The sequence below is a fragment of the Gluconobacter sp. P1D12_c genome (assembly GCF_018812105.1).
Classification (GTDB): domain Bacteria; phylum Pseudomonadota; class Alphaproteobacteria; order Acetobacterales; family Acetobacteraceae; genus Gluconobacter; species Gluconobacter oxydans_A.
Genome location: NZ_JACSIQ010000009.1, coordinates 43,382 through 68,173, shown reverse-complemented (window position 1 = coordinate 68,173; position 24,792 = coordinate 43,382). Strand labels below are relative to the sequence as shown.

Below are 24,792 nucleotides of genomic sequence, written 5' to 3'. Positions count from 1 at the left end.
GAAAGTTCCGTCCATATCCTGAAAAGTTAGTGCAGAGGTGCGGTATTTTCGTCAGGGACAGCTTCAAGCGCTGCCTTGTAGGCCGAAGCAGAAGACAGCATGAATCTTGCCGTGTCCATGTCTGCGTCTGTCCCAATCGCTGCCGGGCAATGACGTCGAATGTCCAGAATTCGGGCAACGGGAACAGGGTAGCGCGCTGCCCGAGCCATCTGAACGGCGCCTGCCTGCGGGGCATTCCCGTTTTTTAGAGCGTCAAGCTGGGCATGCAGGTCGTCGCTCCCCCGGGAGGTGCAAACCTGAGGCATGACGCCCAGACCTTGAATGGGCCAACCCAGCGGGGCCTGATTGCGGCTCCATGTCACGAACAGTTCGCCGCCATTGGGCATCTGGCCAATCACCTGAACCAGACCCTTGCCCAAGGTCTCGCTGCCAATGACGACGGCGCGGCGATGATCGGCCAAGGCTGCGGCAAGAATTTCCGCTGCACTTGCTGTGCGACCATCCACGAGGATGACAATCGGCGCTCCACTTGTCATGTCGCCGCCTTGAACGGCCCAGATGTGATTGGCCTGAGGATCGCGGCCATGCGTCGTGACTGCTACGCCATGATCAAGGAACAGGGCGGCAGCCGTAACAGCCTGTTGAAGAACGCCGCCACGATCCCCGCGCAGATCAATGATAATCCCCGCAGGGCGCTTCGCTTTGCCTGCTGCCTGCGTGGCACCAGGGCCATCAGGTGTGTCATCTTCCACCACCTGGTCGAGATACTGGCTGATTTCCTCAGCCGTCTGGGTCGAAAAGGAAGTGATCCTCAAAAGCGTGTAGGCATCCATCGTAGATGCAAAAACAGTCTCGGGCGGAACCTGTGCTCTCATCAGCTTCAAGGTCGCCGGACGTTTTCCCTTAGAAGCCAAGGCCAGAGATACGGCTGTGCGCTCATCGCCGTCCAGCCAGCTCTGGACGGTATCAGGGGACTGTCCGTGCGTAGATTTTCCATTCACCGAGACCACGCGCTGTCCCATGTCCACCCCAGCCTCCCAGGCCGGTCCATTGGCATTGACAGCCGTCACAACGATCGAATGACCTTTTTGTCCCAGCGTCAGGCCTACAGTGCCGCTTTGGCCGGTCCGGCGTGTTCTGTCCGCAACCGCGGGGGTCGGTCCCAGATACCGTGAATACGGGTCCATGTGGTTGAACAGTTCATCAAAGAACCCTTGAAGCAGGGCATCATCACCCGCCTCCCGGATCGTGGATGAGTGGGACCAGGCAGCGCCCATGGCGGCAGTTACAAGATCGGCCCATCCGGTTCGGCTGGTATCGGCTGGGAGGGGATGCTTGAAGAAAACCTTCTGCCCCCGCGTGATTGTCACGGTTTCAGGAATATGCTGACCGTCACGATCCTCAGCAGGGTTCGTTGTCACGATAATGGTGGGATCAATCGCCGTTAGCCCATCCAGTCCCCAGATACAGAATTCCCTTGCGGAATGGGCATCAAGGGTGCGCGGCGCCAGAAACCCAAGGGCGGCGACAAGAACGTCCCTGGTCATTCCACCAGAAAAGGCCGGAGCGGCTTCAGGTGCTGTAGGTGTGGTGCTTGATGGCGTGGCCTGCGTCTGGGCCAGAGCAGGCTGGATACCCCCTCCTAGTGCCAGTGTGAGAAGGCTTAGGATAAGAACCGGGCGGCACGCCGTCTCGCGAATATGCGACAGAAACAGGATCATGGGACGTGCGGCATGGCGCAAAGAGGGGTCCTTGAGGAGAGGCGGAAAGAAGGAAGTGGTTACCCCATCCATCTTTTGACCACGCCACAAACTTCAGCCCCGGTAAAGACACACCAATGACATTGTTGGAAGGAGTGCAACCAGGTCACACCCCCTCCAGAGTAACGCTTCAGGCTTCCGAGGAAGAGTCTGCTGCCGTTTTCCGCTTTTTTGTTGCGGATCCGGCTGTTTTCCGCGCCGTCGAAGTTTTTGTTGTGGCGCGGGTCGTCTTTTTCTTTGGAGCTTCTTCGCCAGAAGTTGCATCCACATCCGAAGTTTTTTTGCTTTTTGCCGTTTTGGCAGGAGCCTTCTTCGCCGTGGTCTTCTTGGCGCCCCCCTTCAGAGGTTTGCCCTTCTCAGCCAGGAGTGCCACCGCAGCGTCGAGCGTGATGTCGTTCATGTCCTGATCTTTGGGCAGATTGGCAATCAACTGGCCATGCTGCGCATACGGACCAAAACGACCCTTGCGGATCATGACCGGCTCACCGTCCTTGGGATGTGCTCCCAGGTTACGGATGGAGGCGAGCTTCTTCGCCAGGCTGTCGACTGCCCGGTTCAGCCCAACCGTCAGAACGTCATCGTCCTTGTCCAGCGTGCCGTAGATCGCACCCATTTTTACATAGGGGCCAAACCGTCCAAGGCCGGCTTCGATCTTTTCCCCAGTTTCCGGATGCATGCCAACCAGCCGGGGTAGGGACAGAAGTCCCAGAGCCTGCTCCATGGTCATGGTGTTGCCGTCCAGCCCCTTGGGGATGGTTGTACGCTTGGGCTTAGCCTTTTTGTCTTCCGGGTTAGGTTCCCCCTGCTGGACGTACAGTCCATAGGGCCCACGACGAATGGTGATGTCCTCACTGGTGTCCGGATGCTGGCCCAGAACCTTGATGCCGTCCTTGAGCCCCTCATCCGCACCGTCATCAGCGACCAGACGTCGCGTGAACTGGCAGGTCGGATAGTTGGAGCAGCCGATGAAGGCGCCAAATTTGCCAAGACGCAGCCCCAGACGGCCTGTGCCGCAGGATGTGCAGACCCGAGGATCAGTACCGTCTTCCTTGGGCGGGAAGAAGTGATCGCCCAGATCTTCATCCAGAGCGTCAATGACGTCTGAGATTTTCAGATCTTTTGTCTGATCTACGGCTGCCGAGAAGTCATGCCAGAAGGCTGCCATGACGTCGTGCCAGTCAGCCCGGCCACCGGAAATGTCATCCAGCTGTTCTTCAAGAGACGCCGTGAAGCCGGTATCGACATAACGCTCGAAAAAAGACGTCAGGAACGCAGTGACAAGGCGTCCGCGGTCCTCCGGCAGGAAGCGCTTGGCTTCCAGTCGAACGTAGTTACGGTCCCGCAGAACGCCCAGAACAGAGGCATAGGTGGAAGGACGACCAATGCCGATCTCTTCCATTTTCTTGACCAGAGACGCTTCGGAGTAGCGCGGAGGCGGCTGGGTGAAGTGCTGTTCAGCGTCAATAGCCGTCGTCGCGACGCGGTCCCCTTCCTTCATGGCAGGAAGCAGCTTGCCGTCGTCGTCTTCCGCCTTCGAATCGTCCTTGCCTTCGATGTAAAGCTTCAGGAAGCCGTCGAACGCAATCGTCGAACCCGTTGCTCGAAGCAGTGTTTGTCCGCTGGCATCCGCCAGGGTGACTGCAACCTGATCAAGCTCGGCAGATTGCATCTGTGACGCCACCGCGCGCTTCCAGACCAGTTCATACAGCCGCCGCTGTTCAGGAGACAGCGCATGAGCGACCTGTTGAGGTGTGCGGAACACATCCGTAGGGCGCACGGCTTCATGCGCTTCCTGCGCGTTCTTGGCTTTGGTCGAATAGGCGCGCGGATAATCCGGTACGTACTCGTCCCCAAACGCCTTGCCGATATGCCCGCGAATCGCGCCGATTGCCTCTTTGGCCATCGTGACGCCATCGGTTCGCATGTAGGTGATCAGACCGATCGTCTCACCACCAAGATCTACGCCCTCATAAAGCTGCTGGGCCGTGCGCATCGTTGTCTGCGCGCTCATGCCAAGCTTGCGGGAGGCTTCCTGCTGAAGCGTAGAGGTCGTGAATGGCGGCGGTGGGTTGCGCTTTGTCCGTTTGCGCTCGACAGAGCGAACGGTGAACTGACCGGCCTGTACGATGTCACGAGCCTCAAAGGCCAGCTGTTCGTTATTGAGATCGAACTGGTCGAGTTTGTCACCACGAAGATGGGTAAGGCGCGCCTGAAAAGCGGCTTTCGCCGGAGTATTGAACCCGCCAGTAACGGTCCAGTATTCCTTCGGCTTGAAAACCTCGATCTCGGCTTCACGCTCACAAATGAGGCGGAGCGCTACGGACTGCACGCGGCCGGCACTCTTGCTGCCGGGCAGCTTACGCCAAAGCACTGGCGACAGCGTAAAGCCCACCAGATAGTCCAGCGCACGACGGGCCAGATAAGCGTCAATCAGGGGCTGATCCAGCTCCCGTGGGCCAGCCATCGCAGCAGTGACGGCAGATTTTGTAATTTCGTTGAAGGTGACGCGATGAACGTCGATTCCCTTCAGGAGCTTCTTTTCTTCAAGGACACTGCGCACATGCCACGAGATTGCTTCACCTTCGCGATCCGGGTCAGTAGCCAGATAGAGGTTCTTTGCTCCTTTGAGAGCCTTGGCAATGGCCGCAATCTGTTTTGCGCCCCGGTCGTCCGTCTGCCAGCTCATGGCAAAGTTCTCGTCCGGGCGTACGCTCCCGTCCTTGGGCGGGAGATCCCGCACATGGCCGAAGGAAGCAAGAACGGTAAACCCGCTTCCCAGATACTTGTTGATCGTCTTGGCCTTTGATGGGCTCTCGACTACCACAACGTCTGTCATTGCCACTCCGGTCTTCCGCGTCACTTCCTGTTCGGCTGTAACGCCACGCGCCCGCCGGGCACGAACTCCACGACACCCCCAAGCTCAAGCTCGGTCATTGTCGACAGTACTGCCGAAACGGAGAACTGGCAGCGGCGCATCACCTCGTCAACTGTTACCGGTGTCATGGAGAGAAGCGGAAGCACCTCAGATAGTACAAGATCTGGGTCTTCCCAGTGATCCTCCGTACTCACATTCCATGCTGTGTAAGGTTCTGAAAAGCCTTGTAAAATACCAGGTTGGTGCGCCTGCTTTACCCATGGAGGTGAAAGGGGAGCCGGGAGCTCGGAAGGGAGGCAAGAAAGAATATCCTGCACATTTTCCGTGAGCGTCGCTCCGCGCCTTAAAAGCTCATTGCCGCCGCGAGACCGGGGATCAAGTGGCGAGCCGGGAACGGCATAGAGTTCCCTGTCGTATGAGATCGCCAGACTGGCCGTAATCAGCGTTCCGGAATGCAGTGCGGCTTCAACAACAACGCATCCGAGAGAGATCCCGGCAATCAGCCGATTGCGGCGAGGAAAGTGCCGCGCCTGGGGAACGGTACCCAATGGCGCCTCTGTCACCAGGCACCCGCGTTCGGCAATACTGGCCTGTAACTTCGCATTTTCTGGCGGATACACGTGATCCAACCCTCCAGCGACAGCTGCCGTCGTCAGGCCGGGATAAAGGGCTGCCTCATGAGCCGCCGAATCGATCCCACGAGCCAGACCTGACACAACACAGATTTTCGAGTCTGCCAGCTCGGCAGAGAGGCTCTCGGCCATGCGAATGCCCGCAGCAGAAGCATTGCGTGCTCCCACAATGCCGACAGAGCGCAGAGAGAGTTTAGCTGGATCTCCCTGAACAAAGAGCACAGGTGGAGCGTCTTTGATGAAGGATAGCATCAGGGGATAATTGGCGTCCCCCCGGATCAAAACCTTTCCACCCATTTTCCGGAGGGTTTCAACTTCATCGGCCATCTGGTTAGCCGATGGAATAACCGGAAGATCCAGGCGACCAGCCTGACGCATCCGTTCAGGAAGTGCGGAAAGAGCCGCAGTCGGGCTGCCATATTGGCAAATCAGTCTGGAAAAATTGATCGGACCCACGCCCGGCGTGCGAGCAAGACGCATAGCGTCGAGTCGCTCTTGATCAGACAACCGGAACGGTGGAGCAGAAAACGTCGTCATGTTTTCGCTCCTATACGAATTTCATTAACGGTTGCTTAAAATCAGGATGATTTTGTCTTGGCGTTCACCCGAGGTTCGTTGCCCGTCAGCAGACGGACTATATTGCTATAGTGTCGCACCCAAATCAGGAGGGCGATGAGAAAAGTCGCGACAGGAATGGGAGAACTGGCACCCCGGCCCAGCACGACAACCATCAAAATCGGCGCGACAAGAAATGCTGAAAGCGCTCCAGCCGACGAAATCCGGCTTATCCGCGCTACGGCGAGCCAGACCACGCAGCACGCCACACCAACAGGCCAACATAGAACCCAGATTGTCCCGAGTCCCGTGGCAACGCCCTTGCCGCCCCTGAATCCCAGCCAGACGGGAAAACAGTGTCCGACCACCACAGAGACTGCCGCTACGGCCATGGCGAGTGACGGCGGGCCACCACCGAACCGAAGCGCCAGAAAGACTGCCAGCGCCCCTTTGAGGGCATCCAGAAGAAGGGTGGCCGCTGCCAAGCCCTTGCGACCGGTCCGCAGGACATTGGTGGCGCCGATATTCCCGGAACCAATCTGGCGAATGTCTCCACCGCCACCGAGAGCCGTTAAAATCAGCCCGAACGGGATGCTCCCGATAACATACGCGACTGTGGCGACAAGCAGCAGATTGGGATGAGACAGCGTCATGCCAAGCCCTCAGCCGTGAAGACCTCGCGGCCCCGTCGGAAGGTCCGCAGGACCCGTCCTGTCAGCTTCTGACCATCAAACGGCGTATTTTGCGCCCGGCCCGGCAGTTCGCCAGCCGTCACTTCCCAGACGGCGTCAGGATCGAACATGCAGAGATCGGCATCCTGACCAATTGCCAGTGTTCCAGCCGAAATACCCAGAAGAGCGGCAGGAGCACAGGTGACAAGACGCAGGGCATCCATCAGAGGCAGCCCTGCACCCAGTGTCACACCCAGGAGCGTGACAAGACCTGTCCCACCTGCACGCGCCTGCGCGAACGGAAGACGTTTGTCGTCCGCATCTGCCGGGGCGTGATCAGATGCCACGGCATCAATCGTACCATCAGCAAGCGCAGCACATACAGCTGCCCGGTCCGACTCTGCACGGAGCGGTGGGGAGAATTTCGCGTAGGTACGGAAGTCCCCAATGTCTTCTTCCGTCATGGCGAAATAAGGAGGCGCTGTGTCACATGTTACTTTGACGCCACGTGTTTTGGCTGTTCGGATCAGATCCAGCCCTTCGGCGGTAGAGACGTGTGCGAAATGCAGTCTCGCCCCAGTCATCTCGGCCAAACGAAGATCGCGGGCAATCATGATCGCCTCAGCAGCGGCCGGAACCTGCGGTAGGCCTAGCCGGACTGCCAGCGCACTGGCGGTCGCGCAAGCGCCCTTGGCGAGCGAAGGCTCTTCCGGGTGCTGCACAACCAGCGCGTCAAGGAAGCGGGAATAGGACAGCAGATTGCGCATCTGCTTGGCGTCTGTGATGGCACGCGTGCCATCGGTAAAAGCAACAGCTCCTGCATCTTGCAAAAGGCCCAGCTCCGCCATGTCTCCGCCCTCGCAGCCACGCGTCAGCGCGCCATAAGGGTGAATGGAGACCATACCCGTCTCTTCGCCGCGCACCTTCAAAAGATGCACCAAAGCCGGATTGTCTATCGCTGGAGATGTGTTGGGGAGAACGGCCATGGTGGTAATCCCACCCGCTACGGCAGCCCGCGCACCTGACTTGACGCTTTCACGATACTCAAAGCCCGGTTCACCCAAGGCGACACGCATATCCACAAGCCCAGGGCACAGAACTGCACCCTGACCATTAATCACGCGCGCGCCTTCTGGCGTCTCGGGGGTGTCGATAGCGGCGATGCGGCCGTCTTCAACCGTCAGGCGTCCGATGCCATCTCGGCCAGATGCTGGATCGACCAGACGGACATTTTCAAAAACAGTAATCGTCATGAGGGCATCCGTGCGCGTGACAGGCGATCAAGAACGGCCATACGCACCGCCACACCCATTTCTACCTGTTCGGCAATCACGCTCTGGTCTGAATCTGCTACATCAGAGGCAATCTCGACACCTCGGTTCATGGGGCCGGGATGCATGACCAGCGCGCCCGGGTTAGCCAGTGCCAGACGGCGGCTATCCAGACCGAAAAAGCGGAAATATTCGCGCGAGCTTGGTACGAGACCGGCGCCCATGCGCTCTTTCTGAAGCCGCAGGGACATGACGACGTCTGCGCCCTTCAGGGCCTCGTCCATGTCCGAATACAGCGTGACGTTCCCAAGCTCTGCCATGGCGGACGGTAAAAGCGTTGGCGGCCCAACCAAGCGGATTGTATTTCCCATTGCGGTCAGGAGATGGATATTGGATCGCGCGACCCGGCTGTGACCCACATCTCCGCAGATCGCAATGGTCAGACCTTCCAGCCGCCCGAAATGACGACGGATGGTCAGAGCATCCAATAAAGCCTGAGTTGGATGTTCATGCGTGCCATCGCCAGCATTCACCACGCTGGCTTCGACCTTCTGGGACAGCAGGGCAGGCGCACCGGACTGGCCATGACGCACGACCAGAAGATCGCAGCGCATGGCATTCAGCGTGGATGCCGTATCCAGCAGCGTCTCGCCCTTATTCACCGAGCTGGTCGCGACCGTCATGTTGATGACGTCTGCGCCAAGGCGTTTGCCTGCCAGTTCGAAACTGGTGCGGGTCCGGGTGCTGTCCTCGAAGAACAGATTGATGACTGTCCGGCCCCGCAACGCATCACGTGGTGCGGAACGGGAACGGCTCAGGAGTGCATAGCTCTCCGCCAGATCGAGGAACGGAGCAATTTGCCCCGCTGTCAGCCCCTCGATTCCCAGCAGATGCCGGGGGACGGATGGCCGCTCAGGCACTGAGCACACTCGCAATGCGGGCCAGAACCTCGTCACGGCCAAGAGCCGCCAGCGTCAGGTCAATGCCCGGAGATGTCGTGGACCCTGTCATTGCTGCCCGGAGCGGCTGAGCTACGGACCCAAGCTTCAACTCGTTCTTCTCGGCATAGGCGCGGAGGGCACTGTCGATGGCTTCCGCTGTGAAATCCTGCAGAGCTGCCAGATCATGCCCGACGCCTTCAAGAACCTTACGACCGTTCTCGTCCAGCAGCTTCTCAGCCTTGGGCGTAAAGGTCAGCGGAAGTGTGAAGCCTGCGAAGGCTGCGTTATCCGTCAGTTCGACCAGCGTCTTGGCGCGTTCCTTAAGGCCGGACATCATGGCCAGAATACGGGCACGCGTGCGGTCATCAGCAACAACGCCTTCACGGCCTTGCAGACGCTCCAGAACATCGTTTGTGAGACGCTCATCGTCAGCCTGACGCATCCAGACACCATTAAGGTGAGCCAGCTTTACGTAATCCATACGGGACGGGGAGCGACCGACGCCATCCAGATCGAACAGCTTGATCTGTTCTTCACGGGACAGAACCTCAGCATCACCATGGCCCCAGCCCAGACGGAGCAGGTAGTTGCACAGGGCTTCCGGCAGATAGCCTTCCTCGCGGAAGTCCACGACGGACTGCGCGCCGTGACGCTTGGACAGCTTGGCGCCATCCGGGCCGTGAATCAGCGGTAGATGGGCGAAGTGCGGGAGATCCCAGCCCATCGCGCGGTAGATCATGGCTTGACGGAAGGTGTTCGTCAGATGGTCATCACCGCGCATGACATGGGTAATCTTCATGTCATGGTCATCACAGACCACGGCGTGCAGGTAGGTCGGCGTACCGTCGGAGCGCAGGATGATCAGGTCATCCATTTCCACGTTCGCAACGCGGACTTCGCCCTGCACCAGATCCTTGATGACGGTCTCGCCCTCACGTGGTGCCTTCAGGCGAATCACATAAGGCGCACCTTCCGGCGCTTCGGACGGATCACGGTCACGCCAGGTGCCGTCGTAACGGGGCGGACGCTTCTCGGCCATGGCCTTCTCGCGCATGGCTGTCAGTTCTTCTGGCGTGCAATAGCACTTGTAGGCTTCGCCTTTGGCCAGAAGCTCAAGAGCGACTTCCGTATGGCGATCCTGACGGGCTGACTGGAAAACGGGTTCGGCATCGGCCGTAATTCCCATCCAGGCAAGGCCATCAAAGATGACGTCCACCGCACGTTGCGTGGAACGTTCCTTGTCAGTGTCCTCAATCCGCAACAGGAATTCGCCACCGTGATGGCGTGCGAAGAGGAAATTGAACAGAGCAGCCCTGGCATTACCAACATGCAGCAGGCCCGTAGGGGAGGGTGCAAAGCGCGTACGGATGGTCATGCGGCTCTCATATCATGGTCATGCGGCACGGGCCATCCGCATCCTTCGACCATGAAGTGTGTCACTCTTTTGCAATGTGTTGCCTTTAGGTGTCACAAGGCCGTTACATGAAGAAAAACCCGGTTTTTCAAGCGTGTGTGATTTCCTGCACCAAGGATGCGTTCCCTATCCTGCCTTCAGTATTTCCATTGGGGGTGATCATGGACAGGCGAGATTTCAACGCCATGCTGACGGGGGTCGGGCTGACTCTGGGGAGTGGCCGCATCCGGAAGGCCGCTGCGTCTTCCGCACGGGTTGAGACCTTCATGCTCCGCTCCAATGGATGGGTGCCCAACAACCAGCATCTACCCGTCATTCTCTATCGAAATGTGCTCGAGAGCGGCGTGGGCCGTGAAGATGTCTATGAACACCTGTTCGGTCAGAACGGTTGGCCTGCGCGGTGGCGGAATGGGGTTTATTCCTTCCATCACTATCATAGTCTGGGCCATGAGGTTCTGGGGTTCTCTAACGGTTCAGCCAGATTGATTCTTGGCGGCCCTGAAGGGCGGGAAGTCGAGGTTCGCGGTGGCGATGTTGCGCTGCTCCCGGCAGGAACCGGTCACTGTAACGTGGGCTCCACAGACGATTTCACAGTCATCGGGGCTTATCCCCCGAGCCAGTCTTTCGACATTCTGCGGAGTGCACCGTCTGCGGAGCAACTGGCTCGGATCAACGCGCTGACTTTCCCTTCGATCGACCCCGTCCAGGGTAAGGGCGGTTCTCTGTCCCGAGAATGGCACCCTTCATGAAGAATTTTCCTCTCCGCAGACGCCCTTTCCTTGCCGCTGTTGCCGGACTGGCTGCCGTTGGCAGCGCAGCAATGGCCGACTCGAAGCGTGAACTCCCAAGAATCGGTATTATTGGTTCCGGGCAGGTTGGCAGAACGCTGGCAGCCCTGTGGGTACAGGCGGGTTACTGTGTCATGCTTTCCGCCCGTAATATTGCGGACGCCCAAGCTCTGGCGCAGACGCTCGGGCCACTGGCGTCTGCCGGCACGCCCCTTCAGGCTGCTGCTTTCGGCAAAGTCGTAGTGCTTGCCGTGCCGTATGGCGCGATACCTGCTCTCGGGCGCGATCTGAACCGGACATTGACCGACAGGGTCATAATTGACCCTGCCAATCCCTATGTGGGCCGCGACGGATGGATTGCTGATGTTGCTCTCAGAGATGGCGCAGGCATCACCACACAGCGATATTTTCCCTCTGCGCATGTCGTACGGGTTTTCAATTCCATCGACATGACCAGCCTGCGTGCCGAAGCACACCGGCCAGACCCACGTCTCGCCGTACCAATCGCGGGTGATGACACGGCGGCGGTGCTCAAGGTCAAGGATCTGGTTGAGGCCGCGGGTTTCGACCCTGTTGTGACGGGAGGGCTCGCCAGCGCTCGGCTCTTCCAGCCAGGAAGCGCGGGTTTTGAGCTGGAACGGGACGCTGCGGGTCTCAGAAGCGCGCTGCACCTTCATAACTGACGGGCACAGGAATTACGGCAGAGCGTGATGGACTAAAATCCGTTACGCTCTGCCCGTGACCCGTCCGATATTTCCTGCCGATACTCTGTTGCTTGATGAGTTTGACACCTCTCTGGACGCGCCAGCCAGTGGTGGCTTCCGCCCGTCGCTGATTGAGAGGATCTTGGCAGAGCAGGGGCGGCGGCTGTTCTGCTGGCTCCCTGTGGCGGTTGCTTTGGGGGCCCTCACGTATCTGACACTCCGCTCCGAACCTCCTCTTTGGCCTGCATCCGGTATTTCGGGCTGCGTAGCGGTGGCCGTCTGGTTCTGGCGGAATCGTCCGGCCTTACTGTTTCTATTTGCGGTACTTTCAGGGTTTTTGATCGGCTTTCTGGACGTCTCATGGCAGACACGCCGACAACCGCCCATGCCGTCTCTGCCAACGCGAGCCTCTGTCGTAACAGGGCAGGTTATCGCGCTGGAAGCACTGCCTCCCAGGCCAGGTAGTGATGAAGGCGGGAGACGGATTGTTCTGGCGCAGGCGACGTTCGATACGCCTGTCGACGCAGGAATGGCGCCTCTCAAACGTACGTTGCGTTTGAAACTCCGTGATGATGATCCGGCATCCCCACTACCGGACAGTACCGTCCAGATCAGGGCAATGTTGCGGTCTCCTTCGGCTCCGTCATGGCCGGGCGGCCGCGATCTGCAGCGGGAAGCCTGGTTCTCTGGCTCAGCAGGGAGTGGGTATGCTTTGGGCACACTCCAGCACGTGGACAGTGCAGACACGACGGCAGGCCTGGAGGGACTGAGAGAAGTCATAGAAGCGCGCATCGAAAGCGTGCTCCCCGGCCAGACCGGCGCCATCGCCGCGACGCTGCTCGCAGGAGAGGCGGGCGGGATTGATGCCTCTACCCGTCAGGAATTCGCTGCCTCCGGGCTGGCGCATCTTCTGGCGGTCGCCGGCCTGCATCTTGGGTTAGTCATGGCTGTCGTCACGGTTTCTGTTCGCGCGTTTCTGACTGCCTTCGAGCGTCTGGCACTGTATTGGCCCTGCCGAGAAATCGCAGCAGTTTCAGGATTTTTTGCCGGTATCGGATATGTCCTGTTGACCGGTGCTCATCTGCCCAGCGTCCGCGCGCTCGGCATGGCGGCACTGGTCACGCTGGCTCTTGTTACAGGGCGGCGCGCACTGTCCATACGGTCACTTGCCCTGATTGCGCTCGTTATCCTGCTGGTCTCTCCGGTTTCCGTTCTGGACGTTTCTTTTCAGATGTCTTTTGCCGCCGTGATGGGTCTGATCGCCGGGTATGAAGTTCTGCGTGAACCGCTTGTACGACTTCGAGGCGAAGGGGGGGCAGGGCGCGTCGTCCTGTCCCATCTGGCTGCCTTGTCCCTCACCAGCCTTCTGGCCGGGATAGCGACCCTGCCGGTCAGCATGGCGCATTTTGGTGTCTTCCAGCCGTGGTTCGTGCTCGCCAACATGCTGGCCGTTCCTTTGGCCGCCGTCTGGATCATGCCCGCAGGTCTCCTGTCCCTGCTCCTGATGCCACTGCATGCCTCGGGTCTTCCGCTCATCGTCATGGGGTGGGGCATCCGGATTATTCAGATCATCGCGCACACAGTTGCGATGTTCCCGTTTGCTTACGAACCTGTTCCAGCCATGCCAGGCTGGGGGCTTGCTGCCTTGCTTCTCGGGCTGTGCTGGTTGTGCCTCTGGAAGGGGTGGTCTCGCCTCGTTGGATTAGGGCCTATTGGTGTGGGAATTCTCTCCATCTGGATGGCGCCTCATCCGGACCTTCTGGTTTCCGCTAATGCAGGGTTGCTTGCCTTGAGGGACGACGGCGTTCTGATGGTTGGTCCTCATGGCAGTCTCGAAAACCTGGCGCTTCAGGACTGGGAACGGGCGCTGGCTCTACCAACAGGCTCCCTGCCACCTGACTGTATGACGGGTCTCTGCCGTGTCTCACTCAATGGCCAGACGGTGTTGCTGCGAGCCAAAGATAACTTGGATGGCGCTCGTCTCCCGTCTGAGCAGGACTGTCAGGGAATAAGCTTGTTCGTGAGTGCATCTCCGGCCCGTAATGCCTGCCCCGGAGTTCCGTTTATTGACCGTTTTTCGGTCTGGAGAAATGGCGCCTATGCGGTCTCTCTCCATCGAGGCGGTCCAGAGCTCGTCTCGGATCGAAGCTGGCGTGGGAGCCGTCCCTGGGTTCCTGCCATAGGCTCACACGGAATGCCCAATCTGCCCTTGGCTGAGGCAGAGTAGCTTCAATCAGGCCGCCTCTTTTGTACGGGGCGGGGTGAGACGCTTGTCCGGATACAGGCACCATTGTGTCGCCGGGCAGCGCCAGCATTCCGGCGCACGGGCCTTACAAACATAACGCCCATGCAGGATCAGCCAGTGATGAGCTGGCCGCAGCATATCCTTGGGGATACGCGCTACCAGACCATCCTCAACCTGCCGGGTTGTTTTCCCCGGAGCCAGCCCGGTCCGGTTCCCGATGCGAAAAATATGCGTATCAACCGCCATGGTATCGGCGCCAAACGCGACATTCATCACAACGTTGGCCGTCTTCCGCCCCACACCCGCCAGCGCCTCAAGAGACTTGCGATCAGCAGGGACTTCCCCGCCATGTCGTTCCAGAAGCTGCTCGCACAGTAGGGCCACATTATGCGCCTTCGCGCGCCATAAGCCGATCGTCTTGATATATTGTGCGATCCCGGCTTCCCCAAGTTCCGCCATGCTTTTCGGATCAGGCGCGTGTTCAAACAGCCCCTTGGTGGCTTTGTTGACGGACTTGTCCGTGGCCTGAGCCGACAGAACCACGCTCACCAGAAGCTCAAACGTATTGCGGAAGATCAGCTCACTTTCCGCATCCGGGTTGGCTTCGGCCAGTGCTGTAATGAAAGCCTTGGCCGAGGCCTTGCTCATGGGTCTGGGGGCGTCTGTCATGGCTGAAACTCCGCGCGGGCTGTTGCGTCTGATCCGGACTGTCCGGCAAGATACGCGAAACATCTGAAAATTTCATGCCATCAGGCCGTTGTCCTTGAGGGACAAGACGGCGGAGCTCTTCGTGTCCGATACTTCTACGCAACTCACCGGCCAGAAACAGGAAGGCCGGAAAATCGACGTTTCCTTTACAGAAGTCCTGTCCTTTGTCTGCCGCCGCTGGCTGGCACATCCAGCGCTGCTGGCCTGGACACTCTCTGGTGTGGCGCTCGCCACACTGGCAGACGTCGTCACACCGATTCTGGCTGGTCGCCTCGTCTCGGATATTTCCAAACACGCCGCCGGGCCAACCATCCCGAAAACCGATGAGCTTCTGAGCCTGCGTAATGATGCGTTCCTCATGGTGGGAGGATTAATTGCGCTTGGCTTGATTGGGCTGTTTGGTCGTCGGTCGTCTTTTGTCGGGATTTCACATCTGACGCTGGCAATCATGCACAAGGTCCTCAATCAGGCCTTTGCCCGCGTGCAGCGATTCTCAACCGACTGGCACGCCAATACCTTTGCCGGATCGACGGTTCGCCGCCTGACCCGAGGCATGTGGGCTATCGACACACTGGACGACACCCTGCTGCTGATGATCGGGCCAGAGGTTCTGGTGCTCGGTGGCACTACGGCCGTCCTCATGTTCCGTTCTCCCCTTATGGGATCGGTCCTTGCGGTTTCGGTCGTGCTGTTTGCCTGGCTCTCAATTATCCTGACGCTTCGTTACGTTGCGCCCAGTGCCCGTTCGTCCAATGAATGGGACACGAAAATGGGTGCAGCCATCGCGGATTCCGTTACCTGCAATCCGGTTGTCAAAGCGTTCGGCTCTGAAAAGCGGGAAGAGCAGCGGCTGGACACCATCGTCGAAGGCTGGCGCGGACGTACCCTGAGGACATGGCTGCGCGGCACCAATAGCGCCAATATTCAGGCGCTGGCTTCTCTCGTGATGCGGATGCTCATGATCGGGCTTGCCGTCATGCTGTGGTGGCAGGGCAAGGCCGGTCCGGGTGACGTCGCATATGTTCTGACAATGATGTTTCTCGTGCAGGGATATCTTCGGGATCTTGGTCAGCAGGTCAGTCAGGTGCAGCGTTCCGTCAATGAGATGGAAGAGCTGATCGCCATCTTCCGCCGGGATTCGGCTATTCAGGATGCACCAGACGCTCAGACTGCACGGTTTACGCAGGGCGAAGTCCACTTCGATAACGTGACGTTCCAGTACCCGGGGCAGGACAAACCTCTTTATCAGGACCTCACGATCGATATTGCGCCGGGATCACGTGTGGCCCTCGTGGGGCCGAGTGGATCTGGAAAGACGACCCTCACGAAGCTTCTGCAACGCCTGTATGATGTGAACAGTGGACGCATCACGGTTGATGGGCAGGACATCGCGCATGTCACGCAGGATTCCCTGCGGTCGCATATTGCCATTGTGCCACAGGAACCTGTGCTGTTTCACCGGACGCTGGCTGAGAATATCGCCTATGCCCGGCCTTCGGCATCCATCGAAGACATCAAGGAAGCAGCGCGTCAGGCCAACGCAGCAGCCTTTATTGAGCGTCTGCCGGAAGGCTACAACACGATGGTCGGCGAACGCGGGGTCAAGCTCTCGGGCGGTGAGCGTCAGCGTGTCGCGATTGCCCGGGCATTCCTTGCAGATGCACCCATCCTTATTTTCGATGAAGCAACATCCAGTCTGGATTCAGAATCTGAATCCCTGGTGCAGGAGGCAATGCGCCGCCTGATGCAGAATCGCACCGTCATCGTGGTGGCCCATCGCCTTTCCACGGTGATGGAGCTGGATCGGATTCTTGTCTTCAGTCGGGGTGAGTTGAAGGAAGATGGCACTCATGCCGAACTGGTAGCTCAGGAGGGCGGTATTTATCGCCGCCTGTTCGAGCTTCAGTCTCTCGAAGGCTAAAAGTTCCTAGGGTCTTTTCACAATTGCGAGACTGTATTGGTCTTTTCTGCATAACAGAACGTTTCCCCTCAGCCTAAATGCTGCTGAGGGAAAATTCCATCATGACACTTCGTTCTGCTTTCGCTGGGCTTTTGCTGGCCGCACCGGCGACGTTGATGGCCTGCACCGCGCAGGCAGAACCTGTAGCATTCGATCATGCCCGTCTGATCGATGGAACAGGAGACCCTGTCCGTGAGAACGTCACAGTCGTCATTAACGATGGACGAATTGTCTCTATCGGTGATCCGGCCCCATCAGGAGCCGAACATGTCGATCTCAGTGGCAAAACCCTGTTGCCCGCTTTGATCAGCGACCACAGTCATGTCGGTATCATCAAGGGAACGTCTGGCAGCAACGAGAACTACACCCGAGCCAATATTCTGGCGGCTCTGAAGCAGTACAGTGATTACGGCGTCCTCACCGTAACTGCGCTGGGCCTGAATCGATCGCCGCTCTTTGATGATCTGCGGCGGGAGCAGCACGCGGGTAAGAATCCAGGCGCGGATCTGTTTGGCGTCGATCAGGGCATTGGTGCTCCCAATGGTGCGCCGCCATCGGCCATGGTCAAAGGGCTCGGCCCGGATCAGGTTTATCGTCCGACCACGCCGCAGGAGGCGCGTCAGGACGTAGACCGTATGATTGCGGAACACACGGATCTCGTGAAACTCTGGGTGGATGATTTCCGGAACGGTGTGCCGAATGGCAAGACGCTTCCGAAGATGTCTCCTGACATATACCGGGCGGTCATAGACGAAGCCCATCAGCACAATACGCGCGTGGCGGTCCATATTCATGACCTGGATATTGCCAAAGCTGTCGTGGATGCAGGAGCCAATATCCTCGCACATGGTGTGCGAGACCAGCCGGTTGATCAGGCTCTGATCGACGCCGTGAAGGCCCATGGTGTTTGGTACATCGCTACTCTGGGCTTGGACGAGGCGAATTACCTTTTTGCAGAGCATCCGGAGCTTTTGAATGTTCCCTTCGTTGCGGCCGCCATCGATCCTGCCCTGATGGCTCAGCTCTCAGAAGCAGACTGGCGCAAACAGACACTTTCCAAGCCGCTTGTCGCGGCTTCTCATACTGCGCTTGCGATTAATCAGAAGAACCTTCTGACGCTTTATCGGGCAGGTGTGAAAGTGGGCTTTGGAACAGACTCAGGGGCTGCTCCAACGCGTTTGCCGGGGTTTGCGGAACATCGCGAACTTGCCTTGACGGTAGAAGCTGGACTGACACCGCTTGAAGCCATTCATCTGGCGACTGGAAATGCCGCTGAACTGCTTGAACTTGAAGATCGCGGTGTTCTGAAAACAGGGAAGAGGGCAGATCTTCTGATCGTTCGTGGCACCCCAGACCAAAGCATCGCAGATATCGATCAGATAGATCAGGTGTGGCAGCGGGGTATTCTCGTCAGTCACGGGCCTGTTGTTAAGCACCAGGGGCTCTGACGGGAGTTCATCCTGACTCCTGTCATTTCAAAAGAGTATCTGTCGAACCGTTTTTCTCTGCAGGTACCAGATTTTATACTGTTACCAGATCGATTCATGACATAATATTTCTATGAAGCAGGCGGGAATGTAGTGTGGATGAGAGACTGCAGTCTGCTTCATGGAGCTGTCCATGGTCGGGAAAGTGCGTGCTCGACGGTGGACAATAAAATCACTGCATACGGCAGGAAAACGCATGTCCTCTTTTGACTACCTTACAAATGATCCCGGCCTCCACCTTGCTTGTGATGATGGATATCTCATCCATCCAGCCCGCTGGCAGGGAAGTCATGCCCTTTTTATTCTTTCCACCCCCATAAAATCACTCTGGCTTCTCTCTCGCAGGCACAGTCAGTCTTGCCGCAGCGAAGAGCGCGGGGTCCTGATCCGGGACATCACTCTTTACGCGGCGAGAGGGGCTCACCGCCTCACATCACATCTTAAATTTCCTGAAAGTATGGGATGGGCGTCGAGCGAAGGCGATGATGCCCGCTGGACAGAGGGGCGTGCTCACCTGGAACTCGAAAATGTTCTGGGAAGGGAAACGGGCATGCTGTCCGTGGAGGTCTGTTCAAAAGGGCCCTATCATCTGGAACAGGAGAGTTCGCAGCTCTCCTGTTCGGCGAGCGTAGAGTTCAACCTTCCACACATTCAGTAAGGAAAAGGGTGAGCGCGCGGCCGCGGTGACTGATCGCGTTTTTCTCGTGCTCGCCCATTTCTGCGAAGGTCCGGCTTTCGCCTTCTGGTGCAAACATCGGATCATAGCCGTGACCATGATCCCCACGCGGAGGCCAGACTGTCTGGCCATGGCATTCCCCAACCACGGAATGTGTTTCGCCGTCTGGCCATGCCAGGCAAAGAGCCGCCACGAATGATGCTGCATGGTCTGACGTTTCACCCATTTCGCGATGCACACGCTCCATGGCAACAGTCATGTCCTTTGCAGGGCCACCCCATCGTGCCGAATAAACGCCAGGCTGGCCGCCAAGTGCCGAGACGCAAAAGCCGGAATCATCCGCCAAGGCTGGCAAACCAGATGCACGGGCCGCCGCCAAAGCCTTGATTTCAGCATTGCCTGTAAATGTGTCTGCCGTTTCATCCGGTTCTGGCAGATTCAGCTCCCCTGCAGACACAACAGTGATGCCGCTTTGCGCAAGCAGGCTGGAGAATTCACGCAGTTTCCCGGCATTGTGGCTTGCCAGAACAATTTTTGACCCACGGGACAGGCGACGCATTACAAAGTCTCCAGTGCGGAAGTCTGAGCTTTAAAGAGGGAAGCTGTGCCCAGCTTGGCCAGACGCAGCAGTTCAAAAAACTCAGTTTCCTGAAAAGGGGACGTTTCCGCCGTCCCCTGAATTTCGACGATGCCACCCTCTGCGGTAAGAACAAAGTTCGTGTCAGCCTGAGCGGCACTGTCTTCCACGTAATCCAGGTCCAGCACGGCGCCAGCAGAGGTCAGGCCGCAGGAGACCGCCGCAATTTGGGCTGTCATGACTGAGGACAGATTGGCTTTTTTCAGAGCCATGGAGAGAGCAACCCAGGCGCCGGTAATGGAAGCGCAGCGGGTCCCGCCATCAGCGTTCAGGACATCACAGTCCAGCGTGATGGTCCGTTCTCCCAGCTTCTTCAGATTCACACAGGCTCGCAGGGATCTGGCAATCAGGCGCTGGATTTCCTGCGTCCGGCCAGACTGCTTGCCCTTGGACGCTTCACGGTTGCCACGCTGATGGGTTGCGCGCGGAAGCATGCCATACTCGGCCGTAATCCAGCCCTGACCCTTGTTGCGCAAAAATGGTGGGACACGATTTTCGAGAGACGCCGTGCACAGAACTTCCGTTCCACCCACACGGATAAGTGCTGAACCTTCCGCATGTCGGGCAAAGCCTGTTTGGATGGAAATGGCGCGACCTTCGTCACAGGCGCGTCCGGATGGGCGCTTTGTCATGCGAAAAAATCCTCTCTCAGAACCGAACCCTGCCTCTACCGCGTTTGACGAGAAGCCTTCCAGCCCCGACATACAGTTTTACCATGATCAGACCTGACCCTTCCTTCTTCCGCATGCCGAACTCCTTTGCTTCCGGATTGGGAGAGCGGGAAGCTGCGATCCTGCGGGAAATCGTTGAAGAATACGTTGAAACAGGGGAGCCAATCGGCAGTCGTACTCTGGCGCAGCGCTTGAATCTGTCTCTGTCTCCCGCGACGATCCGCAACGTCATGGCAGATCTTGGCCGGGCCGGACTGTTGTTCAGCCCTCATGTGTCCGCAGGGCGTCTGCCGACCGAGAAGGGTGTTAAACTCTTCGTGGAAGGTCTTCTTCAATTCGGTGCCCTGACTGACGAAGATCGAGCCAGTATCGACAGTCGGCTGGAAATTCATGGCCGGTCCTATCAGGAGACGCTGGCGGAAGCATCGTCCATGCTGTCGGGTCTGTCATCCGCAGCAGGTCTGGTGCTGGCCCCTAAATCTGACGCGACGCTCAAACATATTGAGTTTGTTGCGCTCGGTCCGGGACGTGTTCTCGTGGTGCTGGTCAGTTCAGACGGCCAGGTGGAAAATCGCATCATCGAAACCCCAGCAGGACTACCGCATTCTGCCCTGGTCGAGGCTGGCAACTATCTTAACGCTCACCTGGGAGATCTGACGCTTGGCACTCTGAAAGAGCGTGTCAGCAAGGAAATGGACGTCAACCGCCATGAACTTGATGCTTTGACCGCCAGCGTCATCGAAAGTGGTCTGGCCACGTGGGACGCTGATGGTGGAACGCTGTTCGTTCGGGGGCAGGGCAAGCTGCTGGCGGATATCACCGAGATCGAACGACTCACCACGATCCGTATGCTGTTCGATCATCTCGAAACGCAGGAGACCATGCTTCAGCTCCTGCAACTGGCAGACGCTTCGGAAGGCGTGCGAATCTATATCGGCAGTGAGAGCGGAATGTTTGGAATGTCGGGCGTGTCCATGATCGTCGCGCCAGCCCGTAATGAAGCCCAGAAAATTGTGGGTGCCATTGGTGTCATCGGGCCAACGCGCCTGAATTACGGGCGAATTGTACCCGTCGTGGATTACACGGCCCGGATGGTCGGACGCCTGCTGGGATAGTGACTGCAACCCTTCCGCCTTTGCGCTGTTGAATCCTGCGTCCATCGGAAAGGAAAGAGTCCATGGCTACGATTGACGCAAAGAAATCCGGTACGTTCCTCATTGGTGGTGATCTCAAGGTCCACCGCCTCGGGTTTGGGGCGATGCGCATTACCGGCAAGGGCATCTGGGATGAACCTCCAGACCACGAAGAAGTGGTCCAGACCCTTGAAAGCCTCCCGAAGTTCGGGGTGGATTTTATTGATACCGCGGATTCTTACGGTCCGTTCGTCTCGGAAAACCTGATCCGTGAAGTGCTTTATCCTTACAAAAAGATGGTCATTGCGACGAAGGGCGGCCTGACACGGCATGGTCCAGACATCTGGAAGCCAGTCGGAAACCCGGACTATCTGAGGCAGTGCGTGTTGATGTCCATGCGACGGCTGGGCGTGGAGCACATTGATCTCTGGCAGCTGCATCGGATTGGACCAGATTGCCCGGCAGAGAAGCAGTTCGAGGCAATTGCGAAGTTCCGCGAAGAAGGCCTGATCCGACACGTAGGTCTGTCGGAAGTGAGCGTGAAAGACATCAAGCTCGCGCAGAAATACTTCCCGGTCTCAACGGTTCAGAACCGCTTCAATCTTGTGGACCGCAAGTCCGAAGACGTTCTGGATTTCTGTACCAAGGAAAACATCGGTTTCATTCCCTGGGCGCCTCTGGCTGCCGGAGAACTCGCCAAGCCCGGTACGGACATGGACAAGATCGCGCATCGACATCATGCAGATGCAGGGCAGATTGCCCTGGCGTGGCTCCTGAAAAGGTCGCCGGTCATGTTGCCCATTCCGGGGACCGGAAGCAGAGCCCATCTGGCCTCTAATGTTCGGGCAGCCTCCCTGAATCTCAACGATGAAGAGTTTGCTACTCTGAATCGGCAGGGTGAAGAGGTGTGGAAGAAATCCGCCACCGGATCATAACGATCACGAGCCGCCGTAAACTGTCACAAAATGACCCTTTTCAGTGGGGGCGACGAACGGCTCGTTTCAGTGCTATGCAGTTTGTATGACGCGCCGTTCCATTCGCTCCCGTAATCCGCAGGACCCCAGGGCCAGTGTGCCCCGCGGGCCCCGTTTCCGCCGTTTCCGTCAGTCTCTTGCCATCGTCGCCGGTGTCGGGCTGGTCGGTGTTGCGGGTGCGGGTATCTTGGGTTGGACCACCTACGCCAAACTCGTGGCTGATCTGCCAAGTGTGGACAGCCTGAGAGCCTATCAGCCCCCGACCGTCAGTCGCATCTATGCGTCTGATGATCGCCTGATGGCTCAGCTTGCCAATGAGCGGCGTATTTTCGTTCCGCTGGAAGCGATTCCGGATCGGGTAAAGCGCGCCTTCCTCGCAACGGAAGATCACAATTTCTACACCCATGGTGGTGTGGATGTGATGGCCATTGCCCGTGCAGGCGTAACGGACGTTTTCGCCCGCCATGGGCGCCGTGCTGTCGGTGCGTCCACCATTACGCAGCAGGTTGCGCGTGGGATGCTGCTTAACAGCAATGCCCGCACACTTGATCGTAAAATCAAGGAAGCCCTGCTTGCCGTAAAAATGGAGCAGGTGCTGTCCAAAGACAAGATTCTTGAGATCTATCTGAACTGGGCGGATCTGGGGAACGGCTCTTTCGGTGTCGCCGCCGCGGCCCAGACCTATTTCAACAAGCCTCTCGACCAGCTGAATGATGCAGAAGCCGCGTCACTGGCGGCCCTTCCGAAGTCCCCGACACACTACAATCCGTTCCTTCATCCTGACGCAGCCTTGATGCGCCGAAATCTTGTTCTGGATCTGATGGCCGATAACGGCGTCATCTCCCGCGAGCAGGCTCAGGAAGACAAGAAGGAGCCACTGGTCCCGCAGAAGAAGCAGCGGTTTGGACCTTTGCCGGATTCAGAATGGTTTGGGGCCGAGGTCCGGCGTCAGCTCATCAGTTTGTATGGTCAGGATCGCGCTCTTCAAGGCGGCCTTGAAGTTCATACCAGTCTGGATCAGCCCCTTCAGGTATCAGCGACAAAGCTGCTGCATGAAGGTCTGATGGATTACGATCGGAGCCGCGGCGGTTGGCGTGGCCCGGTCATCCATCTGGATGGCATTGACGCAGAAGGCTGGGAAGAAAGTCTCGATAAGGTCTCCGGTCCAGCCGGAATGCTAAGAGAGTGGCGTCTGGGCGTCATTCTTCCTGGCGGAACTCATGTTGGCTGGAATGAGGAAGGCCAAGCGAAGACTGGTCCTCTTCTGGCAACAGACATCGCATGGGCACGTCGGATGCACCCGCTTCGTGCCGGAGATGTCATCATGATTGAACCGCAGGAAAGTGGATCCGTTGTCCTGCGTCAGATTCCGCAGGTCGAAGGCGCTGTCGTGACGATGGATGTCCATACAGGCCGTGTTCTGGCGATGGTTGGTGGATGGTCGTTCCACGAAAGTCAGTTCAACCGCGCAACGCAGGCTCTGCGTCAGCCAGGCTCTTCCTTCAAGCCGTTTGTGTATCTGGCAGCCATGGAGCAGGGTATTTCGCCGTCCGAAAAGTTTGACGACTCCCCTGTCTCTTACGGCGACTGGCACCCCAAGAACTACGAGCACGACAACTGGGGTCCGACCACTCTGCACGATGCCCTGCGTGAAAGCCGGAACCTCGTGACGATCCGGGTGGCCGCCCATCTGGGCATGAAGGCTGTTGCAGATACTGCCATCAAGGCGGGGCTTGTGGATGAAATGCCGCATGTCTTGCCCGCCGCTCTTGGTGCTGTCGAGACAACGGTTCTCAAGGAAACGGCAGCCTACGCAACGATTGCAAACGGCGGTCATGTAGTGTCGCCAACTCTGATGGATGACGTTCAGGATCGTCTGGGCAATATCATCTGGCGTGCGCCAGGTCTGGCGTTGGGAACAACGTTGCAGGCTCCCCCAGCTCCACCGGCGGCCGATCCTTCATCCCCCACAGTTGCTCCGGTCACGCCTGAAGTTGGTGCAACACCTACGCCGCCCGCGGCTCCGGTTGCCGGGAGCATTTCGGTTCCCTCCATTACAGACAGCCGTCCCGTGCTCGCCAGCGAAGCCAGCTCCTACCAGATCGTCGCCATGCTGAAAGACGTCATTGCGAACGGCACAGGTCGCATGGCAGGGGCTGGGATCGACCGTCCCATCGCGGGGAAGACCGGCACCAGTCAGGATTTCCATGATGCCTGGTTTGCTGGCTTTTCGCCGGATATCGTCACGATCGTCTGGGTCGGTTTCGATACGCCACAAACGCTCGGGCGGAACGCTGATGGTGCCCGCATTGCCGGCCCGATCTGGAACAAGATCATGAAGGTGGCGCTCGCCAACCGGCCGAAGCTAGATTTCCGTGTTCCGGCCGATATCACGCTGGCGTCCTACAACACCGGCCGTATCACTGCGACTGACGGCTTCAAGGCTGATCAGGTTCCGGGTGCGTCGGTGGCTCTGCATGGCTTCGGTGCTGGTACGGAAGCCCTGACAGCGGCAGATACCGGGGCGGATGCGGTTATTTCGGATTCCGAGAGCGATATGACAGACACCAGCGCGCCGAGTGTTGGGTCTTCCCCGAATGCCAAGCCTCAGGCCCAGAAACCTGCGGCATCGGATGGTGACATTGGTGTAGGCGGCCTGTACTGAGGGCAGCCAAACCACCTTATATATA

19 protein-coding genes are annotated in these 24,792 nt (G+C 58.2%); 9 read left to right on the top strand and 10 right to left on the bottom strand.

Going from position 1 to position 24,792, the window contains the following annotated elements; translation table 11 throughout:
- Positions 1–26 precede the first annotated feature (26 nt).
- The 7 genes from KP705_RS11235 to gltX form a co-directional block, all read right to left on the bottom strand.
- A complete protein-coding gene (locus tag KP705_RS11235) occupies positions 27–1,793 on the bottom strand; it encodes a S41 family peptidase (RefSeq protein WP_046900256.1) in 1,767 nt (588 codons plus the stop codon).
- Positions 1,794–1,890: 97 nt separating this feature from the next.
- Positions 1,891–4,596, bottom strand: coding sequence for a type I DNA topoisomerase (gene topA, locus KP705_RS11230; RefSeq protein ID WP_046900255.1), 2,706 nt, complete (start codon positions 4,594–4,596; stop codon positions 1,891–1,893).
- 20 nt (positions 4,597–4,616) lie between these two features.
- Entirely contained in the window at positions 4,617–5,804 is a 1,188-nt protein-coding gene (gene dprA / locus KP705_RS11225) for a DNA-processing protein DprA (protein ID WP_215764455.1), read from the bottom strand.
- A 41-nt stretch (positions 5,805–5,845) separates the two neighbouring features.
- On the bottom strand, positions 5,846–6,475 hold the full coding sequence (plsY, locus tag KP705_RS11220; protein ID WP_046900253.1) for a glycerol-3-phosphate 1-O-acyltransferase PlsY: 630 nt from the start codon (positions 6,473–6,475) through the stop codon (positions 5,846–5,848).
- A complete protein-coding gene (locus KP705_RS11215) occupies positions 6,472–7,746 on the bottom strand; it encodes a dihydroorotase family protein (protein ID WP_046900252.1) in 1,275 nt (424 codons plus the stop codon). Before KP705_RS11215 ends, plsY begins: the two co-directional genes overlap by 4 nt.
- Positions 7,743–8,684, bottom strand: a complete 942-nt coding sequence (locus tag KP705_RS11210; protein ID WP_046900251.1) for an aspartate carbamoyltransferase catalytic subunit — start codon at positions 8,682–8,684, stop codon at positions 7,743–7,745. Before KP705_RS11210 ends, KP705_RS11215 begins: the two co-directional genes overlap by 4 nt.
- Positions 8,677–10,080 carry a glutamate--tRNA ligase gene (gltX, locus tag KP705_RS11205; RefSeq protein ID WP_046900250.1) on the bottom strand — a complete coding sequence of 468 codons (1,404 nt, stop codon included), beginning with the start codon at positions 10,078–10,080 and terminating at the stop codon, positions 8,677–8,679. The genes KP705_RS11210 and gltX overlap by 8 nt, the downstream gene beginning before the upstream one ends.
- A gap of 200 nt (positions 10,081–10,280) precedes the next feature.
- Between gltX and KP705_RS11200 the strand changes: the two genes are divergently transcribed.
- The 3 genes from KP705_RS11200 to KP705_RS11190 all read left to right on the top strand — a co-directional run bounded on the left by KP705_RS11200 (position 10,281) and on the right by KP705_RS11190 (position 13,838).
- Entirely contained in the window at positions 10,281–10,868 is a 588-nt protein-coding gene (locus tag KP705_RS11200; RefSeq protein ID WP_064274299.1) for a hypothetical protein, read from the top strand.
- Positions 10,865–11,590, top strand: a complete 726-nt coding sequence (locus KP705_RS11195) for an NADPH-dependent F420 reductase (protein WP_211499090.1) — start codon at positions 10,865–10,867, stop codon at positions 11,588–11,590. The genes KP705_RS11200 and KP705_RS11195 overlap by 4 nt, the downstream gene beginning before the upstream one ends.
- Positions 11,591–11,753: 163 nt before the next feature.
- A complete protein-coding gene (locus KP705_RS11190; protein WP_215764475.1) occupies positions 11,754–13,838 on the top strand; it encodes a ComEC/Rec2 family competence protein in 2,085 nt (694 codons plus the stop codon).
- A gap of 6 nt (positions 13,839–13,844) precedes the next feature.
- Here KP705_RS11190 and nth read toward each other — a convergent pair whose 3' ends face one another.
- The gene (nth, locus tag KP705_RS11185) at positions 13,845–14,525 is read right to left on the bottom strand and encodes an endonuclease III (RefSeq protein ID WP_215764454.1); all 681 of its coding nucleotides are present in this window, start codon (positions 14,523–14,525) and stop codon (positions 13,845–13,847) included.
- 121 nt (positions 14,526–14,646) lie between these two features.
- Between nth and KP705_RS11180 the strand changes: the two genes are divergently transcribed.
- From KP705_RS11180 to KP705_RS11170, 3 genes are all read left to right on the top strand, one after another.
- Positions 14,647–16,485 carry an ABC transporter ATP-binding protein gene (locus tag KP705_RS11180; RefSeq protein WP_046900924.1) on the top strand — a complete coding sequence of 613 codons (1,839 nt, stop codon included), beginning with the start codon at positions 14,647–14,649 and terminating at the stop codon, positions 16,483–16,485.
- A gap of 101 nt (positions 16,486–16,586) precedes the next feature.
- Positions 16,587–17,972 (top strand): amidohydrolase family protein, encoded by a 1,386-nt coding sequence (locus KP705_RS11175; protein ID WP_046900923.1) that lies wholly within the window; start codon positions 16,587–16,589, stop codon positions 17,970–17,972.
- Positions 17,973–18,207: 235 nt separating this feature from the next.
- A complete protein-coding gene (locus KP705_RS11170; protein ID WP_046900248.1) occupies positions 18,208–18,669 on the top strand; it encodes a hypothetical protein in 462 nt (153 codons plus the stop codon).
- On the opposite strand, the gene rdgB is transcribed toward KP705_RS11170, so the two are convergent.
- A complete protein-coding gene (gene rdgB, locus KP705_RS11165) occupies positions 18,647–19,246 on the bottom strand; it encodes an RdgB/HAM1 family non-canonical purine NTP pyrophosphatase (RefSeq protein ID WP_064274232.1) in 600 nt (199 codons plus the stop codon). The two genes, KP705_RS11170 and rdgB, sit on opposite strands and share 23 nt — an antisense overlap.
- Complete coding sequence (gene rph, locus KP705_RS11160; RefSeq protein ID WP_046900922.1) at positions 19,246–19,956, bottom strand: ribonuclease PH; 711 nt, start codon at positions 19,954–19,956, stop codon at positions 19,246–19,248. The genes rdgB and rph overlap by 1 nt, the downstream gene beginning before the upstream one ends.
- Before the next feature lie 83 nt (positions 19,957–20,039).
- Here rph and hrcA point away from each other — a divergent pair, with 83 nt between their 5' ends.
- The 3 genes from hrcA to KP705_RS11145 all read left to right on the top strand — a co-directional run bounded on the left by hrcA (position 20,040) and on the right by KP705_RS11145 (position 24,767).
- Entirely contained in the window at positions 20,040–21,110 is a 1,071-nt protein-coding gene (gene hrcA, locus KP705_RS11155) for a heat-inducible transcriptional repressor HrcA (protein ID WP_046900246.1), read from the top strand.
- Positions 21,111–21,172: 62 nt separating this feature from the next.
- Complete coding sequence (locus tag KP705_RS11150; protein WP_046900245.1) at positions 21,173–22,063, top strand: aldo/keto reductase; 891 nt, start codon at positions 21,173–21,175, stop codon at positions 22,061–22,063.
- 85 nt (positions 22,064–22,148) lie between these two features.
- Positions 22,149–24,767, top strand: a complete 2,619-nt coding sequence (locus KP705_RS11145) for a penicillin-binding protein 1A (protein WP_215764453.1) — start codon at positions 22,149–22,151, stop codon at positions 24,765–24,767.
- Positions 24,768–24,792 lie beyond the last annotated feature (25 nt).